The sequence below is a fragment of the Streptomyces sp. NPDC044719 genome (assembly GCF_056433405.1).
The window spans coordinates 370,926-393,725 of sequence record NZ_JBWKHE010000001.1 but is presented as its reverse complement, the minus strand read 5'-3'; the positions used below and the strand labels follow the sequence as shown (position 1 = coordinate 393,725).

Annotated in this window: 17 protein-coding genes; 5 read left to right on the top strand and 12 right to left on the bottom strand. The window is 72.5% G+C overall.

From position 1 onward, the window contains the following. From AC07DF_RS01925 to AC07DF_RS01900, 6 genes are all read right to left on the bottom strand, one after another. Positions 1-646: serine/threonine-protein kinase (locus AC07DF_RS01925; RefSeq protein ID WP_478966002.1), on the bottom strand; the 646-nt coding region annotated here is incomplete at its 3' end. A gap of 73 nt (positions 647-719) precedes the next feature. Further along, positions 720-2,378 carry a serine/threonine-protein kinase gene (locus AC07DF_RS01920; RefSeq protein WP_478966000.1) on the bottom strand — a complete coding sequence of 553 codons (1,659 nt, stop codon included), beginning with the start codon at positions 2,376-2,378 and terminating at the stop codon, positions 720-722. A gap of 82 nt (positions 2,379-2,460) precedes the next feature. Continuing rightward, a complete protein-coding gene (locus AC07DF_RS01915; RefSeq protein WP_478965998.1) occupies positions 2,461-3,675 on the bottom strand; it encodes a serine/threonine-protein kinase in 1,215 nt (404 codons plus the stop codon). A 105-nt stretch (positions 3,676-3,780) separates the two neighbouring features. Continuing rightward, positions 3,781-5,532: a serine/threonine-protein kinase gene (locus AC07DF_RS01910; RefSeq protein WP_478965996.1), complete on the bottom strand. Its 1,752-nt coding sequence runs from the start codon at positions 5,530-5,532 to the stop codon at positions 3,781-3,783. 167 nt (positions 5,533-5,699) lie between these two features. Beyond that, a complete protein-coding gene (locus tag AC07DF_RS01905; protein ID WP_478965994.1) occupies positions 5,700-8,219 on the bottom strand; it encodes a protein kinase in 2,520 nt (839 codons plus the stop codon). 153 nt (positions 8,220-8,372) lie between these two features. After that, positions 8,373-10,412, bottom strand: coding sequence for a serine/threonine-protein kinase (locus AC07DF_RS01900; protein ID WP_478965992.1), 2,040 nt, complete (start codon positions 10,410-10,412; stop codon positions 8,373-8,375). Positions 10,413-10,584: 172 nt separating this feature from the next. On the opposite strand from AC07DF_RS01900, the gene AC07DF_RS01895 reads away from it, so the two are divergent. Beyond that, the gene (locus AC07DF_RS01895; protein WP_478965990.1) at positions 10,585-11,628 is read left to right on the top strand and encodes a serine hydrolase domain-containing protein; all 1,044 of its coding nucleotides are present in this window, start codon (positions 10,585-10,587) and stop codon (positions 11,626-11,628) included. Between the two features lie 96 nt (positions 11,629-11,724). Here AC07DF_RS01895 and AC07DF_RS01890 read toward each other — a convergent pair whose 3' ends face one another. Further along, positions 11,725-13,431 carry a glycerol-3-phosphate dehydrogenase/oxidase gene (locus AC07DF_RS01890; RefSeq protein WP_478965988.1) on the bottom strand — a complete coding sequence of 569 codons (1,707 nt, stop codon included), beginning with the start codon at positions 13,429-13,431 and terminating at the stop codon, positions 11,725-11,727. A gap of 271 nt (positions 13,432-13,702) precedes the next feature. Here AC07DF_RS01890 and AC07DF_RS01885 point away from each other — a divergent pair, with 271 nt between their 5' ends. Beyond that, entirely contained in the window at positions 13,703-14,911 is a 1,209-nt protein-coding gene (locus AC07DF_RS01885) for a nucleotide sugar dehydrogenase (RefSeq protein ID WP_478965986.1), read from the top strand. 15 nt (positions 14,912-14,926) lie between these two features. On the opposite strand, the gene AC07DF_RS01880 is transcribed toward AC07DF_RS01885, so the two are convergent. The 4 genes from AC07DF_RS01880 to AC07DF_RS01865 all read right to left on the bottom strand — a co-directional run bounded on the left by AC07DF_RS01880 (position 14,927) and on the right by AC07DF_RS01865 (position 19,496). Continuing rightward, a complete protein-coding gene (locus AC07DF_RS01880; protein ID WP_184591345.1) occupies positions 14,927-16,051 on the bottom strand; it encodes a GuaB3 family IMP dehydrogenase-related protein in 1,125 nt (374 codons plus the stop codon). A gap of 105 nt (positions 16,052-16,156) precedes the next feature. Next, the gene (gene guaB / locus AC07DF_RS01875) at positions 16,157-17,659 is read right to left on the bottom strand and encodes an IMP dehydrogenase (RefSeq protein ID WP_478965984.1); all 1,503 of its coding nucleotides are present in this window, start codon (positions 17,657-17,659) and stop codon (positions 16,157-16,159) included. A 150-nt stretch (positions 17,660-17,809) separates the two neighbouring features. Beyond that, a complete protein-coding gene (locus tag AC07DF_RS01870) occupies positions 17,810-18,397 on the bottom strand; it encodes a sigma-70 family RNA polymerase sigma factor (RefSeq protein WP_184591349.1) in 588 nt (195 codons plus the stop codon). A 487-nt stretch (positions 18,398-18,884) separates the two neighbouring features. Continuing rightward, positions 18,885-19,496, bottom strand: coding sequence for a response regulator transcription factor (locus AC07DF_RS01865; protein WP_003948568.1), 612 nt, complete (start codon positions 19,494-19,496; stop codon positions 18,885-18,887). A gap of 380 nt (positions 19,497-19,876) precedes the next feature. Between AC07DF_RS01865 and AC07DF_RS01860 the strand changes: the two genes are divergently transcribed. Then, positions 19,877-20,206 carry a WhiB family transcriptional regulator gene (locus AC07DF_RS01860; protein ID WP_184591351.1) on the top strand — a complete coding sequence of 110 codons (330 nt, stop codon included), beginning with the start codon at positions 19,877-19,879 and terminating at the stop codon, positions 20,204-20,206. Between the two features lie 47 nt (positions 20,207-20,253). Here the strand turns inward: AC07DF_RS01860 and AC07DF_RS01855 are convergent, their stop codons facing one another. Next, positions 20,254-21,150, bottom strand: a complete 897-nt coding sequence (locus AC07DF_RS01855) for a LysR family transcriptional regulator (RefSeq protein WP_478965981.1) — start codon at positions 21,148-21,150, stop codon at positions 20,254-20,256. Positions 21,151-21,230: 80 nt separating this feature from the next. Between AC07DF_RS01855 and AC07DF_RS01850 the strand changes: the two genes are divergently transcribed. Together AC07DF_RS01850 and AC07DF_RS01845 are read left to right on the top strand one after the other, a co-directional pair. Further along, on the top strand, positions 21,231-21,899 hold the full coding sequence (locus AC07DF_RS01850) for an MOSC domain-containing protein (protein WP_478965979.1): 669 nt from the start codon (positions 21,231-21,233) through the stop codon (positions 21,897-21,899). Between the two features lie 94 nt (positions 21,900-21,993). Further along, the gene (locus AC07DF_RS01845; RefSeq protein ID WP_478965977.1) at positions 21,994-22,767 is read left to right on the top strand and encodes an SDR family NAD(P)-dependent oxidoreductase; all 774 of its coding nucleotides are present in this window, start codon (positions 21,994-21,996) and stop codon (positions 22,765-22,767) included. Positions 22,768-22,800 lie beyond the last annotated feature (33 nt).

The window sequence follows — 22,800 nt, the reverse complement described above, 5'->3', positions numbered from 1 at the left end:
CCCCACCAGCCGCGAGGGACTCCCCGCCTCCCGCGAGGACCTCCCCACCGGCCGTCAGGGATTCCTCCTCCTGGACATGCGCGATGCCGAAGTCCGTGAGGACGACGCGTCGGTCGGGGCCGAGCAGGACGTTGGCGGGCTTCACGTGCCGGTGCACGATGCCGACGGAGTGCGCGGCGCGCAGGGCGCCGAGGACGGCCTGGCCGATCCGGGCCGCTTCGCGCACGTCGACGGGACCGCGTCGGAGCGTCTCGTGCAGGGACTCGCCCTGGACCGACTCCATGACGATCCAGGGGAGTCCGTCGAGCGCCTCGGCCGCGTCCAGCTCGTCGGGGCCCGTAGGGCGCGGGCCCTCGTCCGGCCGCTCCGGCTCGACGACCACGTCGTGGATGGTGAGGGCCGCGGGATGGTCGACGCGGGCGGCGGCCCGGGCCTCGCGATGGAGCCGGTGGGCCGCGCGCCGGTGGCTCTCGTCCCGGGGGCCGCCCCGCAACCGGGGCTGCCTGATGACGACTTCACGCTGGACGAGTTCGTCGTGGGCCCGCCAGACCGTGCCTGTCCCGCCGGAGCCGATGCGCTCGATCAGCCGGTAGCGCCCGCCGATCAGCCGGCCCTGAGCGTCCGTCCCGCCCCCGTCGTTGCTCATGCCCCATCAGTACCGTGCGGGGCGGCCGGTTGTCGACGCGGGTGCTTTCCGGGGGTGTTGGAGGCGCGCGGGTTCAGGTCCCGTCGATGTCCAGGTTCGCGATCGCCGTGCTCGCCACCTCACGCCCCCGGTCGGTGAAGTCGCCCTTGCCCGGGTAGCTGACGGTGAGCTTGTACATGTCGCCGCCGGGAGTCCCGTAGTAGAACATCCGGAGTTCGCGGGGGCGGGGGTTCTCGCTGTCGTCGGTGTCGTAGACGACGGTGTTCTCGGCGGCCTTCTTGCCTCTGTACGTCGTCACCTTGGGGTTCGTCCTCGGGTTCTCCGGCATGTCCAGGTCGTAGCTGCCGCTCTCCTTGAACCCGCTGTCGTCGTCGTACATCTCGGCGGCCGCGGAGCCCGCGATGTTGCCGCCGGTGTCCTCCGCCTTCTTGTAGAGGGTCAGGCCGATCCAGATGCTGCCGCTCCAGTCGGTGTACGTGACCCAGTGCCCCTGGTCCCTCTCCCCGTCGGGCACGGCCCGGCGGTACTCGTCGGGGACGGCCAGCGATGCGGCGAGGCTCTTCTCCTGCTTGGTCTGCCAGCCGTCGGGCAATGGCCCGGCGAAGGGATCGGCGATCACCAGGTACGCCGTCACCGCCGCCGCCACGACCGCCGCGCCGAGTCCCAGCCACGCTCTTCGGCCGAACCGGATGCCCCGGCTGCCGGTGCCCTCGCCCGGGCCCCGCACGACCTGGGTGGGCTGAGCGGCGGGCGGGGCGGCGGCCTCCTCCAGCCGGGCACGCACCTGTGCGGCGTTCGGGCGGCGGGCCGGGTCCTTGTGCAGCAGGCTGGTGATGACCTCGGCGAGCGGGCCCGGGGCGGAGGCGGGCGGCGCGGGCGTGGCGTTGAGGACGGACTGCAGCGTGGCGGGCGTGTTGCTGCGGCGGAACGGCGAGACGCCCTCCGTCGCCGCGTACAGCACCACGCCGAGGGACCACAGGTCGCTGGCCGGGCCCGGGCGCTGGCCCAGCACCCGCTCCGGCGCGATGTACTCGGGCGAGCCGACGAAGCCGCCGGTGTCGGTCAGACTGGTCTCGCCCTCGATCTGGGCGATGCCGAAGTCCGTGAGGACGACCCGGTCGTACCGGCCGAGCAGCACGTTGTCCGGCTTCACATCGCGGTGCAGGATGCCCGCCGCGTGCGCGGCCTCCAGGGCGCCGAGCACCTCCAGGCCGATCCGGGCCGCCTCGCGCGCGGGCAGGGTGCCCTCCTGGAGCGCGTCGCCCAGCGACCGGCCCCGCACCAGCTCCATCACGATCCACGGCTGGTCGTCCACGACCGCCACGTCGTGGACGTCGACCACCGCCGGATGGTCGAGCCGGGCCGCGGCACGCGCCTCACGGCGCATGCGCTCGAAGGCATTGGCGCGTTCGCGCTCGGGAAGATGATCCGGAACGCGGGGCTCCTTGACGGCGACCTCCCGGTCCACCGTCTCGTCCTCGGCCCGCCACACCGTGCCCATGCCGCCGTGCCCGAGCTTGGCGATCAGCCGGTAACGCCCGGCGATGAGCCGACCGGCACCGGGATCCTCCGCCGCAGTCGCCACCGGTGCCGCGGCCGCCGTCCGGGGCGGTACGACCTGGGTGGGCGTCGCGTACGGGTTGCCCGGTACCGGCGCCGGCGGGTTGGGCGGTTGCAGAACGAAACTTGTCGGCTCATCGGCCCCGGATCCGGATCCCCCGTCGCTGCTCATGGGGTCATCCATATCGCGCCAAGCGCTTACGTATCCACCAATGCCGCGAACCGGTCACAGACCCGTGACCCTGGCCGAGGGCTTATCTCCCGTTTGTGCCGGTAGGAGAGCCGACCGGGGTGGTCGTGGGTGCGGGGGCGCTCGGGGACGAGGGCCGGGTCGAGGGGGTCTCGGGAGCCGAACTCCTCGGTGTGGAGCCTCCTCCCGGCTCACCGCTCTCGTCCATGAGCAGCGCAGCAGCGGACACTCCCGCCCCTGCCATCGCGGCGACCAGCAGCGCGGCCACGAGCACCCTCCGGGTGGGCTGCCGCATCAACTGCTCGGCGAGCCGGCCCGGTGCGGGCATGCCCGCCGACGGCATCAACGGCTGCTGTTCGGCGGCGTCTTTCGCTGTGCCGGGCGGCCGTCCGCCCGGTGTGTCCCGTACTGTCGGCACGTACCCGGGCGGCGGCGCCTCCGGCGTCCGGCCCGTGTCACGAAAGGCCCGCAGCATCCGCTCCGCCCGGTCCGCGTCCAGCCGCCGGTCAGGATCGCGTTCGAGCAGGCCCTGTACGACGGGCAGGAGCGGCCCGGCCTGCGCGGGTGGCCGGATCTCGGCGGCGACGACCGCGTGCAGGATGCCGCCCAGCGAGTCGCGGCGGAACGGCGACTCTCCGCTGAGGGCCGCGCACAGCAGCGCGCCCAGCGACCACAGGTCGGACTCGGGCCCGGTCCTGGCCCCCGACATCCGCTCGGGCGCGGTGTACTCGGGCGAGCCGACGAAGGAGTTGTTCTCGGTGAGGGTGGGGGCGCCCGCGACCTGGGCGATGCCGAAGTCGGTGAGGACGACCCGGTCGGTTCCGGCCTCCAGCAGGACGTTCGCGGGCTTGAGATCCCGGTGCAGGACCCCGGCGGCGTGCGCCGCGCGCAGCGCGCCGAGCAGGTCGATGCCGATGCGTGCGGCCTCGGCGGCGTCGACCGGGCCCCGGGCGGCGACCCGGTCGGCGAGCGAGCCGCCCTCGATCAGCTCCATGACGATGTACGGGCGTTCGTCGTCCTCGACGACGTCGTGCACGACGATGATGTGCGGATGGCTCAGCTGGGCGACGGCCCGGGCCTCGCGCAGCGTGCGGTCCCGCTGCCGGCGTGCCTCCGCCGCGGAGAGCGTCTCGTCGTAGGGGAGCTCCTTGACTGCCACGCCCCGGCCGAGCAGCTGGTCGGTCGCCCGCCACACCACGCCCATGCCACCGCGCCCGAGTCTCTCCTCGAACCGGTAGCGGCCCGCGATGACACGCGTGTTGTGCCCCTCGGTCCCCATGCGGCAATCATGCCCCACCGGACGGACCGGCTCCGGGGCGGCGCTCGCGGGTGGCCGAAACAGACGGCCCGCGTCAGCAGGGCTCCGTGCCGACGAGCCTCGGTGTCAGGAGGTCTTCTCCTGCCATCCCTGGAGCAGCGAGGTGAACTGCTTGCGCGCCTTCGCCCAGTCCTTGGCGGGCGACGACATGTAGAGCGCGTACTCGGTGCCGTCGCGGGCGACGTACGTCTCCTCGATGGCGCGGCGCGGGCCGGGGAACGGGGTGTCCTTCGCCCGCGCGGTCCAGGTGTACTCCCACAGGGCGCCGCCCCGGTCACGGTAGACGTTGCGCTCCAGCGTGATCCGCTTGTAGTCGACCAGATCCTTGATCTGCTGCTCCAGGTCGAGCTGGTGCGCGTACGGGTCGGCGAAGTCCGGGGAGGTGTCGACGGCGATGCGCACGAAGTGCCGTCCGCCGTCCGGCGTGTAGTCGATCTGCCTCAGCTCGCCCTGCGGGCCGAAGGGCTTGCGCTTCCAGCCCTTGGGCAGGGAGAGGCTGAAACCCGCGGGGTCGTCGTGGCGGACCCAGCTGTCGGGAACTCCCCCGGGCTGCTGCGTGCTCGTGGGACCCGCCGAGGAGGAGGCGCCGCCCGGCGTCTGCCGGCCCTCGTTCCACTGCTGCAGCACCACGGCGGTCGTCCCGCCGATGATGGCCGCGAGCGCGACGACGAGGGCGAGCGTCCGCAGCCGGCGGCGCCGGCCCGAACCGGTCTGCTGCGGCCCGGACCCCTGCGGACCCATCGCCGTCGGACCGACGGTGGTGGGAGCGGTCGCCGGATGGCCGGCGACGGGAGTCCCGGACGCCGGAGTCCCGGGTGCCGGGGCACCGTTGGCGGGGGTACCGGCCAGCGGCGGGAGCGGCGTGCGGGTGTGCGACCCGGAGCCGGTGCCGGACATGACAGGGCCGGCCGTGCCCGTGCCCGCCGTGCCCATGCCGCTGTGGACGTCGCGGTACGGCGTCCCCCCGTACTGCGTCGGGACATACGCCTCCGCCCCGCTGGGCCGCCGCCCCTCCGCCGCCTCGGCGAGCATCTGCTCGGCCTCGGACGCGTCGGGCCGGGTGGCCGGATCCTTGCGCAGCAGGGCGGTGATGACGGGCCCGAGCGGACCGGCGTGCCGCAGCTGGGCGGCCTCTTCCTCGACCACCGCCTGCATGGTGGTCAGCGGTGTGGTGCGGCGGAACGGCGACCGGCCCTCCACCGCCGTGTACAGCGTCGCGGCGAGCGCCCACAGGTCGGAGGACGGGCCCGGGTCGTGGCCGCGCACCCGCTCGGGCGCCAGGTAGTCGACGGAGCCGACGACCTCGCCGGTCCGCGTGATGGTCGTGTCGCCCTCGATCTGGGCGATGCCGAAGTCGGTGAGCAGGACGCGTCCGTCATGGCCGAGGAGGACGTTGCCCGGCTTGACGTCGCGGTGCAGGACGCCGGCGGTGTGCGCGGCGCGCAGGGCCCGCAGCACCCAGAGGCCGACGCGTGCCGCCTCGCGCGGCTCGACACGCCCCTCTTCCTTGACCGCGTCGGCCAGCGAGCGGCCCTCGACCAGCTCCATCACGATCCACGGGCGGCCGTCGTGCTCCAGCACGTCGTGCACCGTGACGACCGCCGAGTGGTTGATCCGCGCGGCGGCCCGCGCCTCAGCCCGGGTGCGTGCCAGGAGGATGGCCTGTTCGCTCTCGGAGACGTAGAGGGCTGCCGTCAACTCCTTGATGGCGACGGATCGGTGCAGCACCTCGTCATGGGCGCGCCACACCCGGCCCATGCCGCCGCTGCCGATGGAGTCGGCGAGCCGGTAGCGGCCCGCGACGAGCTGGCCCTGCATCTGATTCACGTTGCCCCGCAATGGTCTTGACAGGGTCAGCGTAAGGACCCGCCCCTCCCCAGGGAACAAGCGGGGTACCACGGTGACCGCACTGTGACGGTTGTCGCCTGCTGGGACGTGAGGCAACCAGGGGTTGAACTACCGCGTACAGGCGGCGCGCCGGGCGCTCAGCCCGTCGCCTTGTAGGTCGCCGCCGCCTGCTCGTACAGCCGCGTCACCTCGTCCCGCTCGGCCTCCGGCCCGCGCACCTGGATCACGTGGTACCGCCCGCCGACCAGCATCGCGAGGTTGCGCACGTACAGCTCGCCCCCGTCGCCGCCGGTCCAGGTGAACTGCCCCTCGGCCATGGTCCGCCCGCCCACCTCGATCGTCTTCAGCCCGGTGGAGGTGGCCCAGCTGGAGTCGCGGTACGGCTGCAACTCCCGCTCCTTCTCACGCTGGTAGGCCATCGGGTCGCCGCCGAACTCCGCGGCGCTGTCCCGGCCCGGTACGACGATGAGCTCGAAGTCTCCCTTCGCGTAGACGACCTGGCCGCTGCCGTTGCGAGGGGTGCGGTCCCAGCCCTTGGCGACGGCGACCTGGAACCCCGCCGAGTCCTTGCGCAGGGTGAAGCCGTCGGCGACATCGGGACCGGCGGTCTGTGTCTCGGCGGAACCGGCCGACGTCGACGGGCTCTTCTCCGGCTCGGGCGACGTCTGGTCGGGCCGGGGCTCGCTGCTGGCGTCCGGCTCGGGCGCCTGGCTGACCTCCCCGGCGGAACCGGCACGGTCCGTGCCGCCCGTGCCGTCCGCGCCGTCGGTCTTCGACTTGGGCATGAAGAGCATGGCGTAGGCGATCGCGGCGGCCATCACGAGCAGGACCAGCAGGAGCAGGGTGCGGCCGAGGCGGTTCGGCGACCGGGACTCGCGCTTGGCCCGTTTGTGCCGCCCGTGGTGCGCGGGCAGCCCGGCCTTCCGCCTGCGCACGAGCTCGCCCCGGCGGCGTACGACGGGCAGCCGGCTCGCGTCGGCGGGCGGCGCCGCGACGACGTGCACCCCGGCCTCCGGCTCGGGCGCGGAGCGTACGAGCGAGCGCAGCCAGCCGCGCAGTTCCTCGAAGTCGAGGCGCTCGGTCGGGTCCTGACGCAGCAGCGACTCCACGACCGGCCGCAGCGGCCCGCACTCCTCGGCGTACGCGGGCGGTTCGGCGCACACCATCTGCACCAGCTCGGCCGTCGACTCCTCCGGGTAGGGCGCATGCCCCTGTACGGCCCTGAAGAGCAGCGCGCCGAGCGCCCACAGGTCGGTCGCGGGTCCGATCGGGGCGGCCAACTGCCAGTTCTCGTGCACGGGTCCGGCCTGCTCGGGCGCCCAGCGCTCCGTCACGGGGCCCACGACGGCCATCCGGGCCTGCCGTGCCCGCTCGGCGGCCAGGGCCGTGGCCGGGCCGCGCCGGGGTGCGGGGGTGTCGGCGACCAGCTCGTCCCACCGGGCGGGCGACCCCTGGGCGGAGGGGTCCGGGGCCGGCGGGAGAGCGGTCTGCTCCTGCCCCTGCGGCAAGGGCGCACCGCCCGTTCCGCCCCGGGGCGTGGCGCCGTGCCACGCGGTCGTGCGGGGGGCGCCGCCCACGCCGTAGGGGTCGGCTATCCGCCCCGGCGGGCCCGCACCGGGGGCCGGGCCCTGCCCGGGGATGTACGGCGACTGCGCCGAGCCGTTGCCGTGGGGCGCGGGCCCGCTGTCCGGGGCGGACCGGGCACCGGGCAGGGCGGCCCGGCCGCCCTCCTGCGCCTCCTGGACCCGTGCGGCGGCCCGGGCACCCGCCCGGTAGGCCGCGATGGCGCCGGCTCGCGCGGCCCGTGGGTCACCACTGTCGTCCACACTCCTGCGGGCCGGCACGGCCGGGCCCCCGCCCGCCGTGTCACCCCCGGCCGCGGGCAGTCCCCTGGCCTCCCGCGCCTCTATGGCGGCTCGCCGGGCGGCCTCGGGATCGGCCGCGCCACGGAGGCCGCCCGGGGCGCCGCCACCCGGGCCTTGGACGCCGTTGGCCGGCCCGGCACCGCCCTCGTCGGCAGGCCCCCGCTCGTGCTCTTCTGCGGCCGGCACCGGGTCGTACCCGCACAGTGCCTCCTCCGCCGCGCCCACCGCGAGACCGGTCAGCATCACCCGGCCGTCGTCGCAGACGAGCACCGTCCGCGCGGTGACATTGCGGTGCACCCAGCCGTGGGCGTGCAGCACCCGCAGGGCCATGAGGACGTCGGAGGCGACCTCGGCCGCCCGGTACGGCGTCAGCGGCTTCTCGGCGAGCAGCGCCGCCAGCGGACGCGCGGCCACCAGCTCGCTGACGATCCACAGCGAACCGCCCTCGGCGAACACGTCGAAGACCTGGTCGAGCCGCGGATGGTCGGGAATGGCCGCAGCGGCCTGGGCGGCGTCGACCGCGCGCCGTACCACCGGGTCCGTGGGCCGCCGGGGGCCCGGACGCGTGCCGGACCGCCGCGCACCACCGTCACGCGCGGTGAAGCCGTCGGGCAGCCCCTCCGCGTCGAGGACCTCGGCCTCGACCACCTCGGGCAACGGCACCTGCCTGACGAGGACTTCCTGTCCGCTGTAGGTGTCGAAGGCCCGGGTCTCGGTGAGTTCGTACTCGTCGGACGGCGGCAGCGGCAGGCGGTAGCGGTCGGCGAGTACCCGGCCCGCATAGTCGTCCACGTTGCCTCCCCCGTCAGCCCGGTCGGTCACATCCGTTCGCCCCACGGTCTGTTCCGGCTGCGCACGGACCGCAAATATTTACGATACGTGCCGCAGGCAACCCGCAATGTGAGGATGCCAGATCTGCCTCCCCAAACCCCGGGACGCTCATGCTCAGGACTTGGGTTCGAAGGTCTTGGTCAGCGTCGCCCATGTCTTCTTGCGCGACTCACCGTCCCAGCCGGCCGCCTTCGCCGTGTACATCAGCGCGTAGCCCTGGGAGTCGTCGACGACGAACCCGCGGTCGATCGTCCGGTACTTGGTGCCGCTCTCGCGGTAGGTGAACTCCCAGTCGGCCGTGTTCCAGCCGCGGAAGTCCACCTTCTCTATTCGGATCCTCTTGTACTCCGCGCGCTGCATGTAGCGCTCCTGGCTCTTCCAGTCCGCCACCGGGTCGCCCTTGGGCGTGGACGTCCAGGCGATGAGCAGCTTCTGCCCGTCGGGCCCGGTGAACCGGTCGCCGGCGGAGCCCGTGGACTGGAACTTCCACCCCTTCGGCAGGCCGATCGAGTACCCCTGGTTCCCCTGGTGAGTCGACTCCGCCGCGGTGCCCGTTCCGGCGGACCCGTCCTTCCCGTCGCCCGCCGATCCGCTCTCCCCGCCGCTCGGTTCGCTGTTCGAGGCGGGCCCCGACGGCGCGGGCTGCGTCGCGGTGTTGTCGGTGCCCGTGCCGCCCTTCTCGTCGCCCTTGGTGTCGGCGCTCGACGCGGTGGCGACGGTCTTGCCGCCGCTCTCACCCCCGGCTCCCTTCGAGCCCTTGCCGTCCCCGCTGAACGCGATGGTGAGCACGGTACCGAGCACGGCGAGCACCACGACCACGGCGATGATCATCAGGGTCCGCCGCGACACCACGTCGGTGAGCGGCGCCCGGGGCACCTGCCGCGGCGGCAGGTCCGGCGGCGGCACGACGGGCCATCCCGAACTCCGCCCTTCGGAGGTCGCCTTCGCGTCCTGCGCGCCCCGCTCACCGGCCCCGGAAGCCGCAGCCTCCGACGTCTGCTTCGGACCCGACTTCGCCGCGGACGCGCTCGCGCCCCCGGCGGCCGCCTCGTCCTTCGGTCCGGAAGCGGCCTTGACGTCCTCCGACTTGGTGTGGGTCGCGGCCGACGCCGCGGCCGGTCCGGCCGCGGCCTTGCGCACCGAGCGCAACGCCCCGCGCAGCCGCTCCCCGGCCTCCTCGCCCCGCTTGCTCCCGGCACCCGCCGGACCACCCTTGCGTGAGGCCTTGTCCGGCTGCTTGGGCAGCGGCACGACCTTCGTCGCGTCCAGCGGCTCCGGCTCGGCCTTCTCCGGCGCGTGGATGACGGAGTTCAGCATCGCCCGGGCGCCCGCGTCGTCGAGCCGCTTGGCCGGGTCCTTGGTGAGCAGCCCGTGGATGACGTCCGTCAGCGGACCCGCGTTCTTCGGCTCCTCCAGCGGCTCGGTCATCACCGCGGTGAGGGTCGCTATGGCCGACCCCTTGTCGTACGGCGGCGTTCCCTCCACCGACGCGTACAGCAGCCCGCCGAGCGACCACAGGTCGGCGGCCGGGCCCGGCTTGTGGCCGCGCGCCCGCTCCGGGGAGATGTAGGAGGGCGCGCCGACGAGCATGCCGGTCGAGGTGATGGACGGGTCGCCCTCGACCTGGGCGATGCCGAAGTCGGTGAGCACGACCCGGCCGTCGTCGGAGATCAGCACGTTCGACGGCTTCACGTCGCGGTGCAGGATGCCCTCGCGGTGCGCGGACCGCAGCACGTCGAGGACGGCGAGCCCGACCTCCGCGGCCCGCTTCGGCTCGAGCAGGCCGTCCTCCCGGATGACCTCGGCGAGCGACTTGCCCTCGACGAGCTCCATCACGATCCAGGGCCGGTCGTCCTCCTGGACCACGTCGAAGACGGTCACGGCGCTGTTGTTGCGGATCCGCGCGATCGCCTTGGCCTCGCGCAGCGTCCGCGTGATCAGCCGCCGCTTCTCCTCCTGGTCGATGTTGGTCGGGAACCGCAGCTCCTTGACGGCGACCGTCCGCCCCAGCGTCTCGTCCTCGGCGCGCCACACCGTGCCCATGCCGCCGCGGCCGAGCACCTCGCCCAGCCGGTAGCGCCCCGCCAGGAGACGCTCCCTGTTGTCCTGACGAGTGTCCTGACGGGATGTGCCCGCCCGCTCCGCCTCCGACATGCGTCCCCTCATACAACCCGCCCTGACAGAGCCTCCATTGTCTCTCACCCGACAAGTGCCCCGTGCCCAGGGGGCCCCTGGGCACGGGGCGCCGGGCCCGCCCACCCGGAACCCGGGTGTGCCGCGCCCCGCGCCGCGCTGCATGATGGGCCCTGACTAGGGAGGAGCCCGTATGCCGCCGTTTCGGACGCTGCTGGCCCTGCCCGTGGCCGCCGCCCTCCTCGGCCTGCCCCCGGCCGACTCCTCGGCGCTTTCGGCCCCGCCCACGGACGCGGTGCTGCCGCTGCTCACGACCCGGGGCGGAGCCCCCGCCGCGGCCCTGCTGGCCCGGGAGGGAAGCACCACCCGCTATGCCCATGCCGGTCCCGGAATCGCCCGGTCGGACCATTTCCGCGCCGGCAGCATCACGAAGACCTTCATCGCGACGGTCGTGCTGCAACTGGCCGCCGAGCACCGGCTGTCGCTGTCCGACACCGTGGAGCAGCACCTGCCCGGCCTGGTGCGGGGAGCCGGCAACGACGGCCGCGCGCTGACCCTGCGCTCCCTGCTCACCCACACCAGCGGCCTGTACGACTTCACCGCGGACACCGACGGAGCGGCACCCGTCACACCCCGTCAGGCCGTACGCATCGCACTCACCCACCCCCCGGCCCCGCGCGGCCGCTTCTCCTACTCGAATACCAACTACGTCCTGCTCGGCCTGGTCATCCAGCAGGCCACCGGCCACTCGTACGCCACCGAGGCCGAGCGCCGCATCCTCACTCCCCTGCGTCTGACGGGCACCTCCTTCCCCGGCTCCCGCTCCTCGCTGCCCTCTCCGCACGGCCGCGGCTACGCCGCCGACGGAACCGACGTCACCCGTCTCGACCCGCGGGTGGCGGGCGCCGCGGGCGAACTGGTGACCACGCTCGCCGATCTGGACCGCTTCTACGCGGCCCTGCTCGACGGCCGGCTGCTGCCCCCGCGCCGGCTGCGCGAGATGCTCGACACCCGTGCCACACACGGCGCGTACGGCATGGGCCTGCTCCCCGAGAAGCTGCCGTGCGGCACCACGGTGTGGGGGCACAACGGGCACATAGCCGGCAGCTATGTGCGCACCGCGGCCACCGTCGACGGCCGGCGGCTCCTCACCTTCCGCGTGAACACGGACGAGATCGCGGATCCCGAGCTCGAACCCGCGGTGCTCGCGGCCGAGTTCTGCCCCCGCACCTCGTAGAACGACCGGACTCCGAACGAAGATCCCAGCTCACGACACTCGTTCGAGTGATGTCGGGAGCGGATACCCGGACACGGTGCCGTCGTCGGCAGGCGCCTACAGGGGCACGATGTCCGGCGCCCCCAACCGCGCCGCGTCCGCCGTGAGGTCGTCGGGCTGCCGCTGCGACTCCCGCTCGGCCTCCACCCGCTTCTGGTAGTGCTCGACCTCGCGCTCGATCTGGTCCTTGTCCCAGCCGAGCACGGACGCCATCAGCCCGGCGGCGTCGCGTGCGCTGCGGCTGCCCCGGTCGAAGGTCTCGATCGAGATGCGCGTCCGCCGCGTCAGCACGTCGTCCAGATGCCGCGCCCCCTCGTGCGAGGCCGCGTACACGATCTCGGCGCGCAGGTAGTCGTCAGCCGCCGACAGGGGCTCGCCCAGCGACGGGTCCTCGGCGATCAGCTCCAGGAGCTCCTCGGTCATCGCCCCGTACCGGTTCAGCAGGTGCTCCACCCGCACCACGTGCAGTCCGGTCCGGGCGGCGATCCGCGCCCGCGCGTTCCACAGCGCCCGGTAGCCCTCGGCGCCCAGCAGCGGCACGTCCTCGGTGACGCACTCGGCGACGCGCATGTCGAGCCCGTGCACCGCCGCGTCCACCGCGTCCTTGGCCATGACCCGGTACGTCGTGTACTTGCCGCCCGCCACGACGACGAGCCCGGGCACCGGATGCGCCACGGTGTGCTCGCGCGACAGCTTGCTGGTGGCGTCCGACTCGCCCGCGAGCAGCGGCCGCAGGCCCGCGTACACACCCTGGACGTCGTCCCTGGTGAGGGGCACCGCGAGCACTGAGTTCACATGTTCCAGCAGGTAGTCGATGTCCGCGCTGGACGCGGCCGGGTGGGCCTTGTCCAGGTCCCAGTCGGTGTCCGTGGTCCCGACGATCCAGTGCCGGCCCCAGGGGATGACGAACAGCACGGACTTCTCCGTGCGCAGGATCAGCCCGGTCGTGGAGTGGATCCGGTCGCGCGGCACGACCAGGTGGATGCCCTTGGACGCCCGGACGTGGAACTGGCCGCGCTCCCCGACCATCGCCTGGGTGTCGTCCGTCCACACGCCGGTCGCGTTGACGACCTGCTTGGCGCGGATCTCGTACTCCCCGCCCCCCTCGACGTCCTGCACCCGCGCCCCGACGACCCGCTCGCCCTCGCGCAGGAAGCCCGTCACCCGCGCGCGGTTGGCGGCCTTGGCGCCGTACGCCACCGCCGTGCGCACCAGGTTGGTCACGTAGCGGGCGTCGTCCATCTGGGCGTCGTAGTACTGGAGCGCCCCGACCAGGGCGTCCTTCTTCAAGCAGGGCGCCACGCGCAGGGCGTGAGAGCGGGTCAGATGGCGGTGCATCGGCAGGCCCCGGCCATGGCCGCGCGCCATGGACATGGCGTCGTACATCGCGACGCCCGACCCGGCGTACAGGCGCTCCCAGCCCTTGTGCTGCAACGGGTACAGGAACGGCACGGGCTTCACCAGATGCGGGGCGAGCCTCTCCAGGAGCAGGCCGCGCTCCTTCAGCGCCTCCCGGACGAGCGCGAAGTCGAGCATCTCGAGATAGCGCAGGCCGCCGTGGATCAGTTTGCTGGACCGGCTGGAGGTGCCCGAGGCCCAGTCGCGGGCCTCGACCAGGCCGGTGGCGAGTCCCCGGGTCACGGCGTCGAGGGCGGTGCCCGCACCCACCACGCCCGCGCCCACGACCAGCACGTCCAGCTCTCGCTCGGCCATGGATGCAAGTGACTCGGCGCGCTGCGCCGGCCCGAGTGTCGCTGTCCTCACCGCTGCCTCCCGCTCATCGGTCGCGCCGGCCGCACCCGTCGGGTGAGGCCCCGTCCGTATCCCCCATGCCCAAATTCTGACCGGGTTGCCCGACTTCAGCCACCACGGGCCCGCAGCCTGTGGACAACCGGCACGGAACACTCACCGAAACTCGGCCGGGCAATCCCACATAACGGTCATATTTACTCCTAGTCTGACATTGCGCTCGCCCGTCCTGTCCACAGGGCTTGCGCACCTGTCCCACTTCGGCTACGGGAAGGACGGCCACGCCGTGCCCGCAGATCTCGCCGTCATCGGACTCGGCCCTTACGGCCTGCCCCTGGCTCAGGCCGCCGTCGCCGCCGGCGTCCCCACCATCGGCTACCGGACCGGACCCGAGACCGGCCCCCTCAGCCCCGCCGAACTGCGCCGGATGCTCTCGGGGGGCTTCCGGCAGACCACGAACGCCGCCGAACTCGGCCGGGTGCGCACCGCGGTCATCTGCGCACCGACGCCGCCGGGTGCGGACGGCCGGCTCGACCTGAGCCAGGTGGAGACGGCCGCCCGCACCCTGGCCGCCCAGCTGCGCCCGCACACCACGGTGATCCTGGAGTCACCTGTGTACCCCGGGGCGACAGAGGAATTCCTGCGCCCGCTCCTCGAAGAGGGATCGGGCCTGCGGGCGGGCCGCGACTTCCACCTCGCCCACTCCCCCAGCCGCGTCGACCCCGGCAACCGCGACCTCACCCCCGCCGGCACCCCGAAGGTCATCGGCGGCCTCACCCCGGCCTGCACCGAGTCGGCCGCCGCCTTCTACGGACGGCTCACGGACAAGGTGGTACGCGCGCGTGGACTGCGCGAGGCGGAGACCGTGCAGCTGCTGGAGACCAACTACCGGCACGTCAACATCGCCCTCGTCAACGAGATGGCCGCGCTCTGCCACGACCTGGGCGTCGACCTGTGGGACGTGATCCGCTGCGCGGAGACCAAGCCGTTCGGCTTCCAGGCCTTCCGCCCCGGCCCGGGCGTCGGCGGCCACACCCTCCCGCAGGACCTGACCGCCCACGGCGGCCGCAGCCTGCGCATGGTGGAACTGGCCCAGCAGGTCAACAGCAGGATGCCCCGCTACGTCGTCCAGCGCGGCGCCCAGCTCCTCAACGAGCACGGCAAGTCGGCGCGTGGCGCACGCGTGCTGCTCCTGGGCGTCACCTACGAGCCCGACCTCGCCGACCTGCAGGGCACCCCCGCCGAGGAGATCGCCCTGCGTCTGATGGAGCTGGGCGCCTCGGTCAGCTACCACGACCCGCACGTCCCCGACTGGAGCGTGCTCGACCGCCCCGTCCCCCGGGCGGACTCCCTCTACGAGGCGGCCGCCGACGCGGACCTGACCATCCTGCTCCAGCAGCACCGCACGTACGACCTCCAGGGCCTGTCGGTGAAGGCACAGCTGCTCCTGGACACACGAGGGGCGACACCCGCAGGTGCCGCCCACCGTCTGTGACGTCGCCCTCGGGGCCTACCGCCGGTGCTGCGAGTCCGCCACCGTCACCTCGACGCGCTGGAACTCCTTCAGCTCGCTGTAGCCGGTGGTGGCCATGGCGCGGCGCAGGGCGCCGAAGAGGTTCATCGAGCCGTCGGGGGTGTGGGACGGGCCGGTGAGGATCTCCTCGATGGTCCCGACCGTGCCGAGGTCGACCTTCTTGCCGCGCGGCAGCTCCTCGTTCACGGCCTCCATGCCCCAGTGGTGGCCCTTGCCCGGACCGTCGGTCGCGCGCGCGAGCGGGGAGCCCATCATGACCGCGTCGGCACCGCAGGCGATCGCCTTGGGCAGGTCGCCGGACCAGCCGACACCGCCGTCCGCGATCACGTGCACGTAGCGGCCGCCGGACTCGTCCATGTAGTCACGGCGCGCGGCGGCCACGTCGGCGACCGCCGTCGCCATGGGCACCTGGATACCGAGCACGTTGCGCGTGGTGTGCGCGGCGCCGCCGCCGAAGCCGACCAGCACACCGGCCGCGCCGGTCCGCATCAGGTGCAGGGCCGCGGTGTACGTGGCGCAGCCGCCGACGATCACCGGGACGTCCAGCTCGTAGATGAACTGCTTCAGGTTCAGCGGCTCGGACGCCCCCGAGACGTGCTCCGCCGAGACCGTCGTACCGCGGATGACGAAGATGTCCACGCCCGCGTCGACGACGGCCTTGGAGAACTGGGCCGTGCGCTGCGGGGAGAGCGCGGCGGCGGTGACCACGCCCGAGTCGCGCACCTCCTTGATGCGGGCGCCGATCAGCTCCTCCTTGATCGGCGCGGCGTAGATCTCCTGGAGGCGCCGGGTCGCCGCCTCGGCGGGCAGCTCGGCGATCTCGTCGAGCAGCGGCTGCGGGTCCTCGTGGCGCGTCCACAGGCCCTCGAGGTTCAGCACGCCGAGGCCGCCGAGCTCGCCGATGCGGATCGCGGTGGCCGGGGAGACGACCGAGTCCATGGGGGCGGCCAGGAACGGCAGCTCGAAGCGGTAGGCGTCGATCTGCCAGGCGATCGAGACCTCCTTCGGGTCCCGCGTACGGCGGCTGGGGACGACGGCGATGTCGTCGAAGGCGTACGCCCGGCGGCCGCGCTTGCCGCGCCCGATCTCGATCTCAGTCACGTCTGTGGCCTTTCCCTGATGCGTTGCAGCGTCTTCCAGTATCGCCGACGGGCATGACGAGGGCGGCCCCGGATGCTTCCAGGGCCGCCCCATCAGGCCTGATGCCTACTGACGGCTGTAGTTCGGCGCCTCGACCGTCATCTGGATGTCGTGCGGGTGGCTCTCCTTCAGGCCCGCCGAGGTGATGCGGACGAAGCGGCCCTTGGACTCCATCTCCTCGATGGAGGCCGCGCCCACGTAGCCCATGGTCTGGCGCAGACCGCCCACGAGCTGGTGCAGCACGTTGGCCAGGGGGCCGCGGTAGGGCACCTGGCCCTCGACGCCCTCGGGCACGAGCTTGTCGTCGGAGGCCACCTCGGCCTGGAAGTAGCGGTCCTTCGAGAACGACTTGCCCTGGCCGCGGGACTGCATGGCGCCGAGCGAGCCCATGCCGCGGTAGGACTTGAACTGCTTGCCGTTGATGAAGAGCAGCTCGCCGGGCGACTCCTCGCAGCCCGCGAGCAGGCTGCCCAGCATGACCGTGTCGGCACCGGCGGCGAGCGCCTTGCCGATGTCGCCGGAGTACTGCAGACCGCCGTCGCCGATCAGCGGGATGCCCGCGGGACGGGCGGCGAGGGAGGCCTCGTAGATGGCGGTGACCTGCGGGACGCCGATACCGGCGACGACACGCGTGGTGCAGATCGAGCCGGGGCCGACACCCACCTTGATGCCGTCGACACCGGCGTCGATCAGGGCCTGCGCACCGTCGCGCGTGGCGACGTTGCCGCCGATCACGTCGACGGACACGCTCGACTTGATCTTCGACATCCAGCTGAGGGCGTTGCTGTTGTGGCCGTGCGAGGTGTCGACGACCAGGAAGTCCACCCCGGCATCGGCGAGCGCCTGGGCACGCTCCAGGGCCTCGGGGCTGGCGCCCACCGCGGCACCGACCAGCAGCCGGCCCTCGGCGTCCTTGGCGGCGTTCGGGTACTTCTCGGCCTTGACGAAGTCCTTGACCGTGATCAGGCCCTTGAGGATGCCGCGGTCGTCGACGAGCGGCAGCTTCTCGATCTTGTGCTTGCGCAGCAGCTCCATCGCGTCGACGCCGGAGATGCCGACCTTGCCGGTGACCAGCGGCATCGGCGTCATGACGTCACGCACCTGACGGCTGCGGTCGGTCTCGAAGGCCATGTCACGGTTGGTGACGATGCCGAGCAGCTTGCCGGCCGGGTCGGTGACGGGGACGCCGCTGATGCGGAACTTGGCGCACAGGGCGTCCGCCTCGGCGAGCGTCGCGTCGGGGTGCACCGTGATGGGGTCGGTGACCATGCCGGACTCGGACCGCTTGACCAGGTCGACCTGGTTGACCTGGTCCTCGACCGACAGGTTGCGGTGCAGCACGCCGACGCCGCCGAGGCGGGCCATGGCGATCGCCAGCCGGGACTCGGTCACCTTGTCCATCGCCGCGGAGAGCAGCGGGATGTTGACCCGGACGTTGCGGGAGATGCGGGACGAGGTGTCGACCGCGCCCGGGAGCACCTCGGATGCGCCCGGCAGCAGCAGCACGTCGTCGTAGGTCAGCCCGAGTGTCGCGAATTTTCCGGGCACTCCGTCGACGTTTGCAGTCATGACACCTTCCCCAAATGGCCTTGATCGGTGCGGATGTCCATGCTAACGGGAAGCGCGGCTGTCTCATTCCACGGTTCCCGCTCGCTCCGGGCTTCGTATGTTCGTACGGAGGCCGCGCACCGCCTGTTCAACCAAGGGCCGCTGAAGGGGCTACTGCTCAGCGAGCGCCCGCAGCCGGCTCAGCGCCCGGTGCTGCGCCACCCGGACGGCGCCGGGTGACATTCCCAACATCTGGCCCGTCTCCTCGGCCGTGAGCCCCACCGCGATGCGCAGCAGCAACAGCTCCCGCTGGTTCTCGGGCAGGTTGGCCAGGAGCTTCTTGGCCCATTCCGCGTCACTGCTCAGCAGTGCGCGCTCTTCCGGTCCCAGGGAGTCGTCGGGGCGCTCGGGCATCTCGTCGGACGGGATGGCCGTCGAGCCGGGGTGACGCATCGCGGCGCGCTGCAGGTCGGCGACCTTGTGGGCGGCGATGGCGAAGACGAACGCCTCGAAGGGGCGCCCGGTGTCCCGGTAGCGGGGCAGTGCGAGGAGCACCGCCACGCAGACCTCCTGGGCGAGGTCCTCCACGAAGTGCCGGGCGTCGCCAGGGAGACGGGACAGACGGGTGCGGCAGTAGCGCAGCGCCAGAGGGTGGACATGGGCGAGCAGATCGTGCGTGGCCTGCTCGTCCCCGTCGACGGCGCGGTGGACGAGCGCTCCGATCGCCCCTTGGGCATTGACCGCCTCGTCGTCGCGCATCGGTCCATGGTGCCTTGCGGCCACCGGGTCCGCGGCACCGCGCCCGTTGTTGTGCACCGAAGCGTTATGAGCAGGTGCGCCGGCACTCATCCCCTGCGCCCTCCCCTTCCGCTCGACCGACTCGTCCCCGAGGAACTCCACACCCTCAAGGATGCGGCATCCGCGGCGAAACAAGCAGCGGGCACCCTGCGGACCCCCGGTCCACCCCCGCCCACCTGGCTTTCCGTACTTCCGCCACGACCGCTTGGACCTCCGCGGTCGCTCCCAGGGCCTGCTGTTCGGATCATCCCGGGTACGTGGGTCCTCGCGGACACCCTCCCGAGCTCCCGGCCCCGCCCGGGGAGGCGGTGCCCCGCACCGGCGTCGCCGTCGACCGCCGGCTGTCGCACGCGGGCGTCCGGCTCACGCGGGGGCATCCGCATGCCCCCGCTCCCCGACCCGCCCCGGATGCCGCGCCTCGAGGCTGGCCCGATCCGAACGACAGGCCCTAGCGCACCAGGCCCCACCGGAAGCCGAGCGCCACGGCGTGGGCCCGGTCCGAGGCGCCGAGCTTCTTGAACAGGCGCCGGGCGTGCGTCTTGACGGTGTCCTCGGAGAGGAACAGCTCGCGGCCGATCTCCGCGTTCGAGCGGCCGTGACTCATGCCCTCCAGCACCTGGATCTCACGCGCCGTGAGCGTGGGCGCCGCACCCATCTCGGCCGAGCGCAGCCGGCGCGGGGCGAGCCGCCAGGTCGGGTCGGCCAGGGCCTGCGTCACCGTCGCGCGCAGCTCGGCGCGGGAGGCGTCCTTGTGCAGATAGCCGCGGGCACCGGCGGCGACGGCGAGCGCCACACCGTCCAGGTCCTCGGCGACGGTGAGCATGATGATGCGCGCACCGGGGTCGGCGGACAGCAGCCGCCGGACCGTCTCGACGCCGCCCAGGCCGGGCATGCGTACGTCCATCAGAATCAGGTCCGAGCGGTCGGCCCCCCAGCGGCGGAGGACTTCCTCGCCGTTGGCCGCCGTCGTCACGCGCTCTACGCCGGGCACGGTCGCGACCGCGCGACGGAGCGCCTCTCGGGCAAGCGGGGAGTCGTCGCAGACGAGGACGGAAGTCATGACCGCCCTCCGCAGCTGATGCGCGTCACCTTGAGCCTCCAGGCTGGTACGAAATCGTCACCTGTGCGGTCGACCGCCTCGGACGCCTGTCCGAGCGCTTGTTCCTTCAACCGCCTCGCACTCTCAACGACGGTCACTCGAAAGAGTTACGGGGTCGGCTGTCATCTTCGGCACTCTACGTGAGGGGGCGGACACGGTGCAGACATGCGCAGCAGACCCACGAACTTTCATCACAACCTATGCCCCATTCAGACCCATTTCTTCCGCTTTGCCAGTGTCTGGAGCTAGATTCGCAATGAGTCATATTTTCATCTCCTTAGATCGTAGTTGTACGGTCGTAGACACCGGATCCGCCCAAAACGGCTACAAGGGGTCACGTAATGGCAGATTTCTCCCGCCTTCCCGGACCGAACGCGGACCTGTGGGACTGGCAGCTGCTGGCTGCCTGTCGCGGGGTGGACAGCTCGCTCTTCTTCCATCCGGAGGGCGAGCGCGGTGCGGCTCGGAGTGCTCGCGAGAACTCGGCCAAAGAGGTCTGCATGAGGTGCCCGGTACGCGCCGAGTGCGCTGCTCACGCGCTGGCGGTGCGTGAGCCGTACGGCGTGTGGGGCGGGCTGACCGAGGACGAGCGCGAAGAGCTCATGGGGCGGGCGCGCAACCGGCTGGTGTCGGCGTCGGCACCGGGCGGGCATACCGCCTCGCATCACTGAAATAACGTTTCTGCGAAGGGCACGCGCACGCGTGCCGTCGGTTCTCGCTACCGGTCGGCCGCCCGCGCCAGCTGGTCGAGCGTCGCCGACACCGCCGGGACCTGTGCGAGGTCGGGCAGGGTGAGCGCGACGATCTCCCGCCGCACCGCCGGTTCCAGCGTCACGGTGCGTACTCCCCTGGGGCGCACCGACTCGACAGCCAGCTGGGGCAGCACGGCCATGCCCAGCCCGGCGCCGACCAGGCCGACCACTGCCGGATAGTCGTCGGTGGCGAAATCGATGCGAGGCGTGAAGCCGGCCGCCGCGCACACCTCGACCAACTGACCGCGACAGCGCGGGCAGCCCGCGATCCACGACTCCCGCGCGAGCTCCCCGATGGCGACGGATCCCGCACCCGCGAGCCGGTGCCGCTCCGGCACGAGGGCGACGAGCCGGTCCGACAGCAGCGGCCGTACGACGAGGTCGTCCCACTCCTCCGCGCCCGCCGCGCCCTCGTAGCGGAAGGCGAGCGCCACGTCGCAGTCGCCCTCGCGCAGCAGGCCCACCGACGCGGGCGGTTCGGCCTCCTCCAGGGAGACCCGGGTGCCCGGGTGTGCCGCGCGCAGTGCGGCGAGGGCCGTCGGTACCAGGGTGGAGCTGCCGCTGGGGAAGGAGACGAGCCGGACCCGTCCCGCGCGCAGCCCGGCGATGGCGGCGACCTCCTCCTCCGCGGCCGTGAGTCCGGCGAGGATCCCGGCGGCGTGCCGCACCAGCGCCTCACCGGCCTGGGTCAGGCGCATCTCGCGCCCGGTGCGGATGAGCAGGGGGGTGCCGACGGAGGTCTCCAGGGCCTTCATCTGCTGGCTGACGGCGGGCTGCGTGCAGCCCAGTTCCCGGCCCGCGGCGGAGAAGGAACCGGTGGCGGCGACGGCGCGCAGTACGCGGAGATGACGAGCTTCGATCACCCTTCGAGAATAAGCGACCCTTTGACGCTGATGCGAATATTGCGTCGACGCTTTGAGCCTCGGTCGCTTACCGTGCGGGTATGAAGCTTCTGTCTGTGAATCTGGGCCGTGCCAAGGCTGTGTCGTACACGGACAACCCGGCGGGCGTGACCGGGATCGACAAGCGGCCGGTGGACGGGGCCGTTCGGGTGTCGGCGCCCGGGCCCAAGGGCATCGGCGGGAGCGGGCTGGCCGGGGACGCGGTGTGCAAGCTGGAACACCACGGCGGCGACGACCAGGCGGTGTACGCGATGGCGCGCGAGGACCTGGACGAGTGGGAGCGCGAGCTGGGCCGGACGCTGGCCGACGGGGCGTTCGGCGAGAACCTCACGACCCAGGGGCTCGACGTGTCCGGCGCACTGATCGGCGAGCGCTGGCGCATCGGGCCCGAGGTGGTGCTGGAGATCACCTGCGGGCGGATCCCGTGCCGCACGTTCCAGGGTCATCTGGAGGAGAAGGGCTGGGTGAAGCGGTTCACCCGGCGGGGCGCGCCGGGGGCGTATCTGCGGGTGATCGAGCCCGGGGCGATCCGCGCGGGCGACGCCGTCGAGATCCTGCACCGGCCGGACCACGACGTGACGGTGGCGCTGCAGTTCCGCGCGGTGACCACCGAGCGGACGCTGCTGCCGCGGCTGCTGGCGGCGGGCGAGGCCCTGCACCCGGAGGTGCTGCGTTGGGCGCGCGAGTACGTGGAGAAGAACGGGGCCTGACAGCGCCTCACCGCGACTGTCTCCACGGACCCTTCACCGGCGAAGGTCCTGTTCGGAACCGGACGCACCCAGTCCGGGTCACTAACCTTCTGCCATGACAACGGCTCTGATTACGGGATCGACGGCAGGCATCGGGGCCGCGTTCGCGCGGCGACTGGCGGGCGACGGGCACAACCTGGTGCTGGTGGCCCGCGACACCAAGCGGCTCAGGGAACAGGCGACCGAACTGCACGACGGGCACGGCATCGAGGTTGAGGTGCTGACGGCCGACCTGGCTCAGGACAAGGGCATCGAGGCGGTGGCCGGCCGGCTGAGCGACCGCAAGAACCCCGTCGACCTCCTGGTCAACAACGCCGGCTTCGGCAACAAGGGCCGCTATCTCGATGTCTCCATGGCCGATGAGCTGCGGATGCTCAAGGTGCACTGCGAAGCCGTGCTGCGGCTGACGTCGGCGGCGGCCGAGGGCATGCGGGAGCGCGGCCGGGGCGGTGTCGTCAATGTCGCGTCGGTCGCCGCGTTCGTCCCGCGGGGCACCTACGGCGCGTCCAAGGCCTGGGTCGTGCAGTTCACGCAGGGCGCGGCGCGCGACCTGGCCGGCAGCGGCGTACGGCTGATGGCGCTCTGCCCCGGTTTCGTGCGCACGGAGTTCCACGACCGGGCCGGCATGGGCACGGACAACATCCCGAGCTGGATGTGGCTCGACGCGGACAAGCTGGTGGCGGCGGCACTGCACGATCTGGCCCGGGGCAAGACGCTGTCGATCCCGGATCCGCGCTACAAGGCGCTGATGGGGGCGGCGAAGCTGGTGCCCAGAGGGATGCTCGGGGCGGTGTCGTCCAAGACCGGGCGGAAGTACGGACCGCAGTAGGCGCCTGGAGTCAGGAGGCGACGGGCAGCTCCC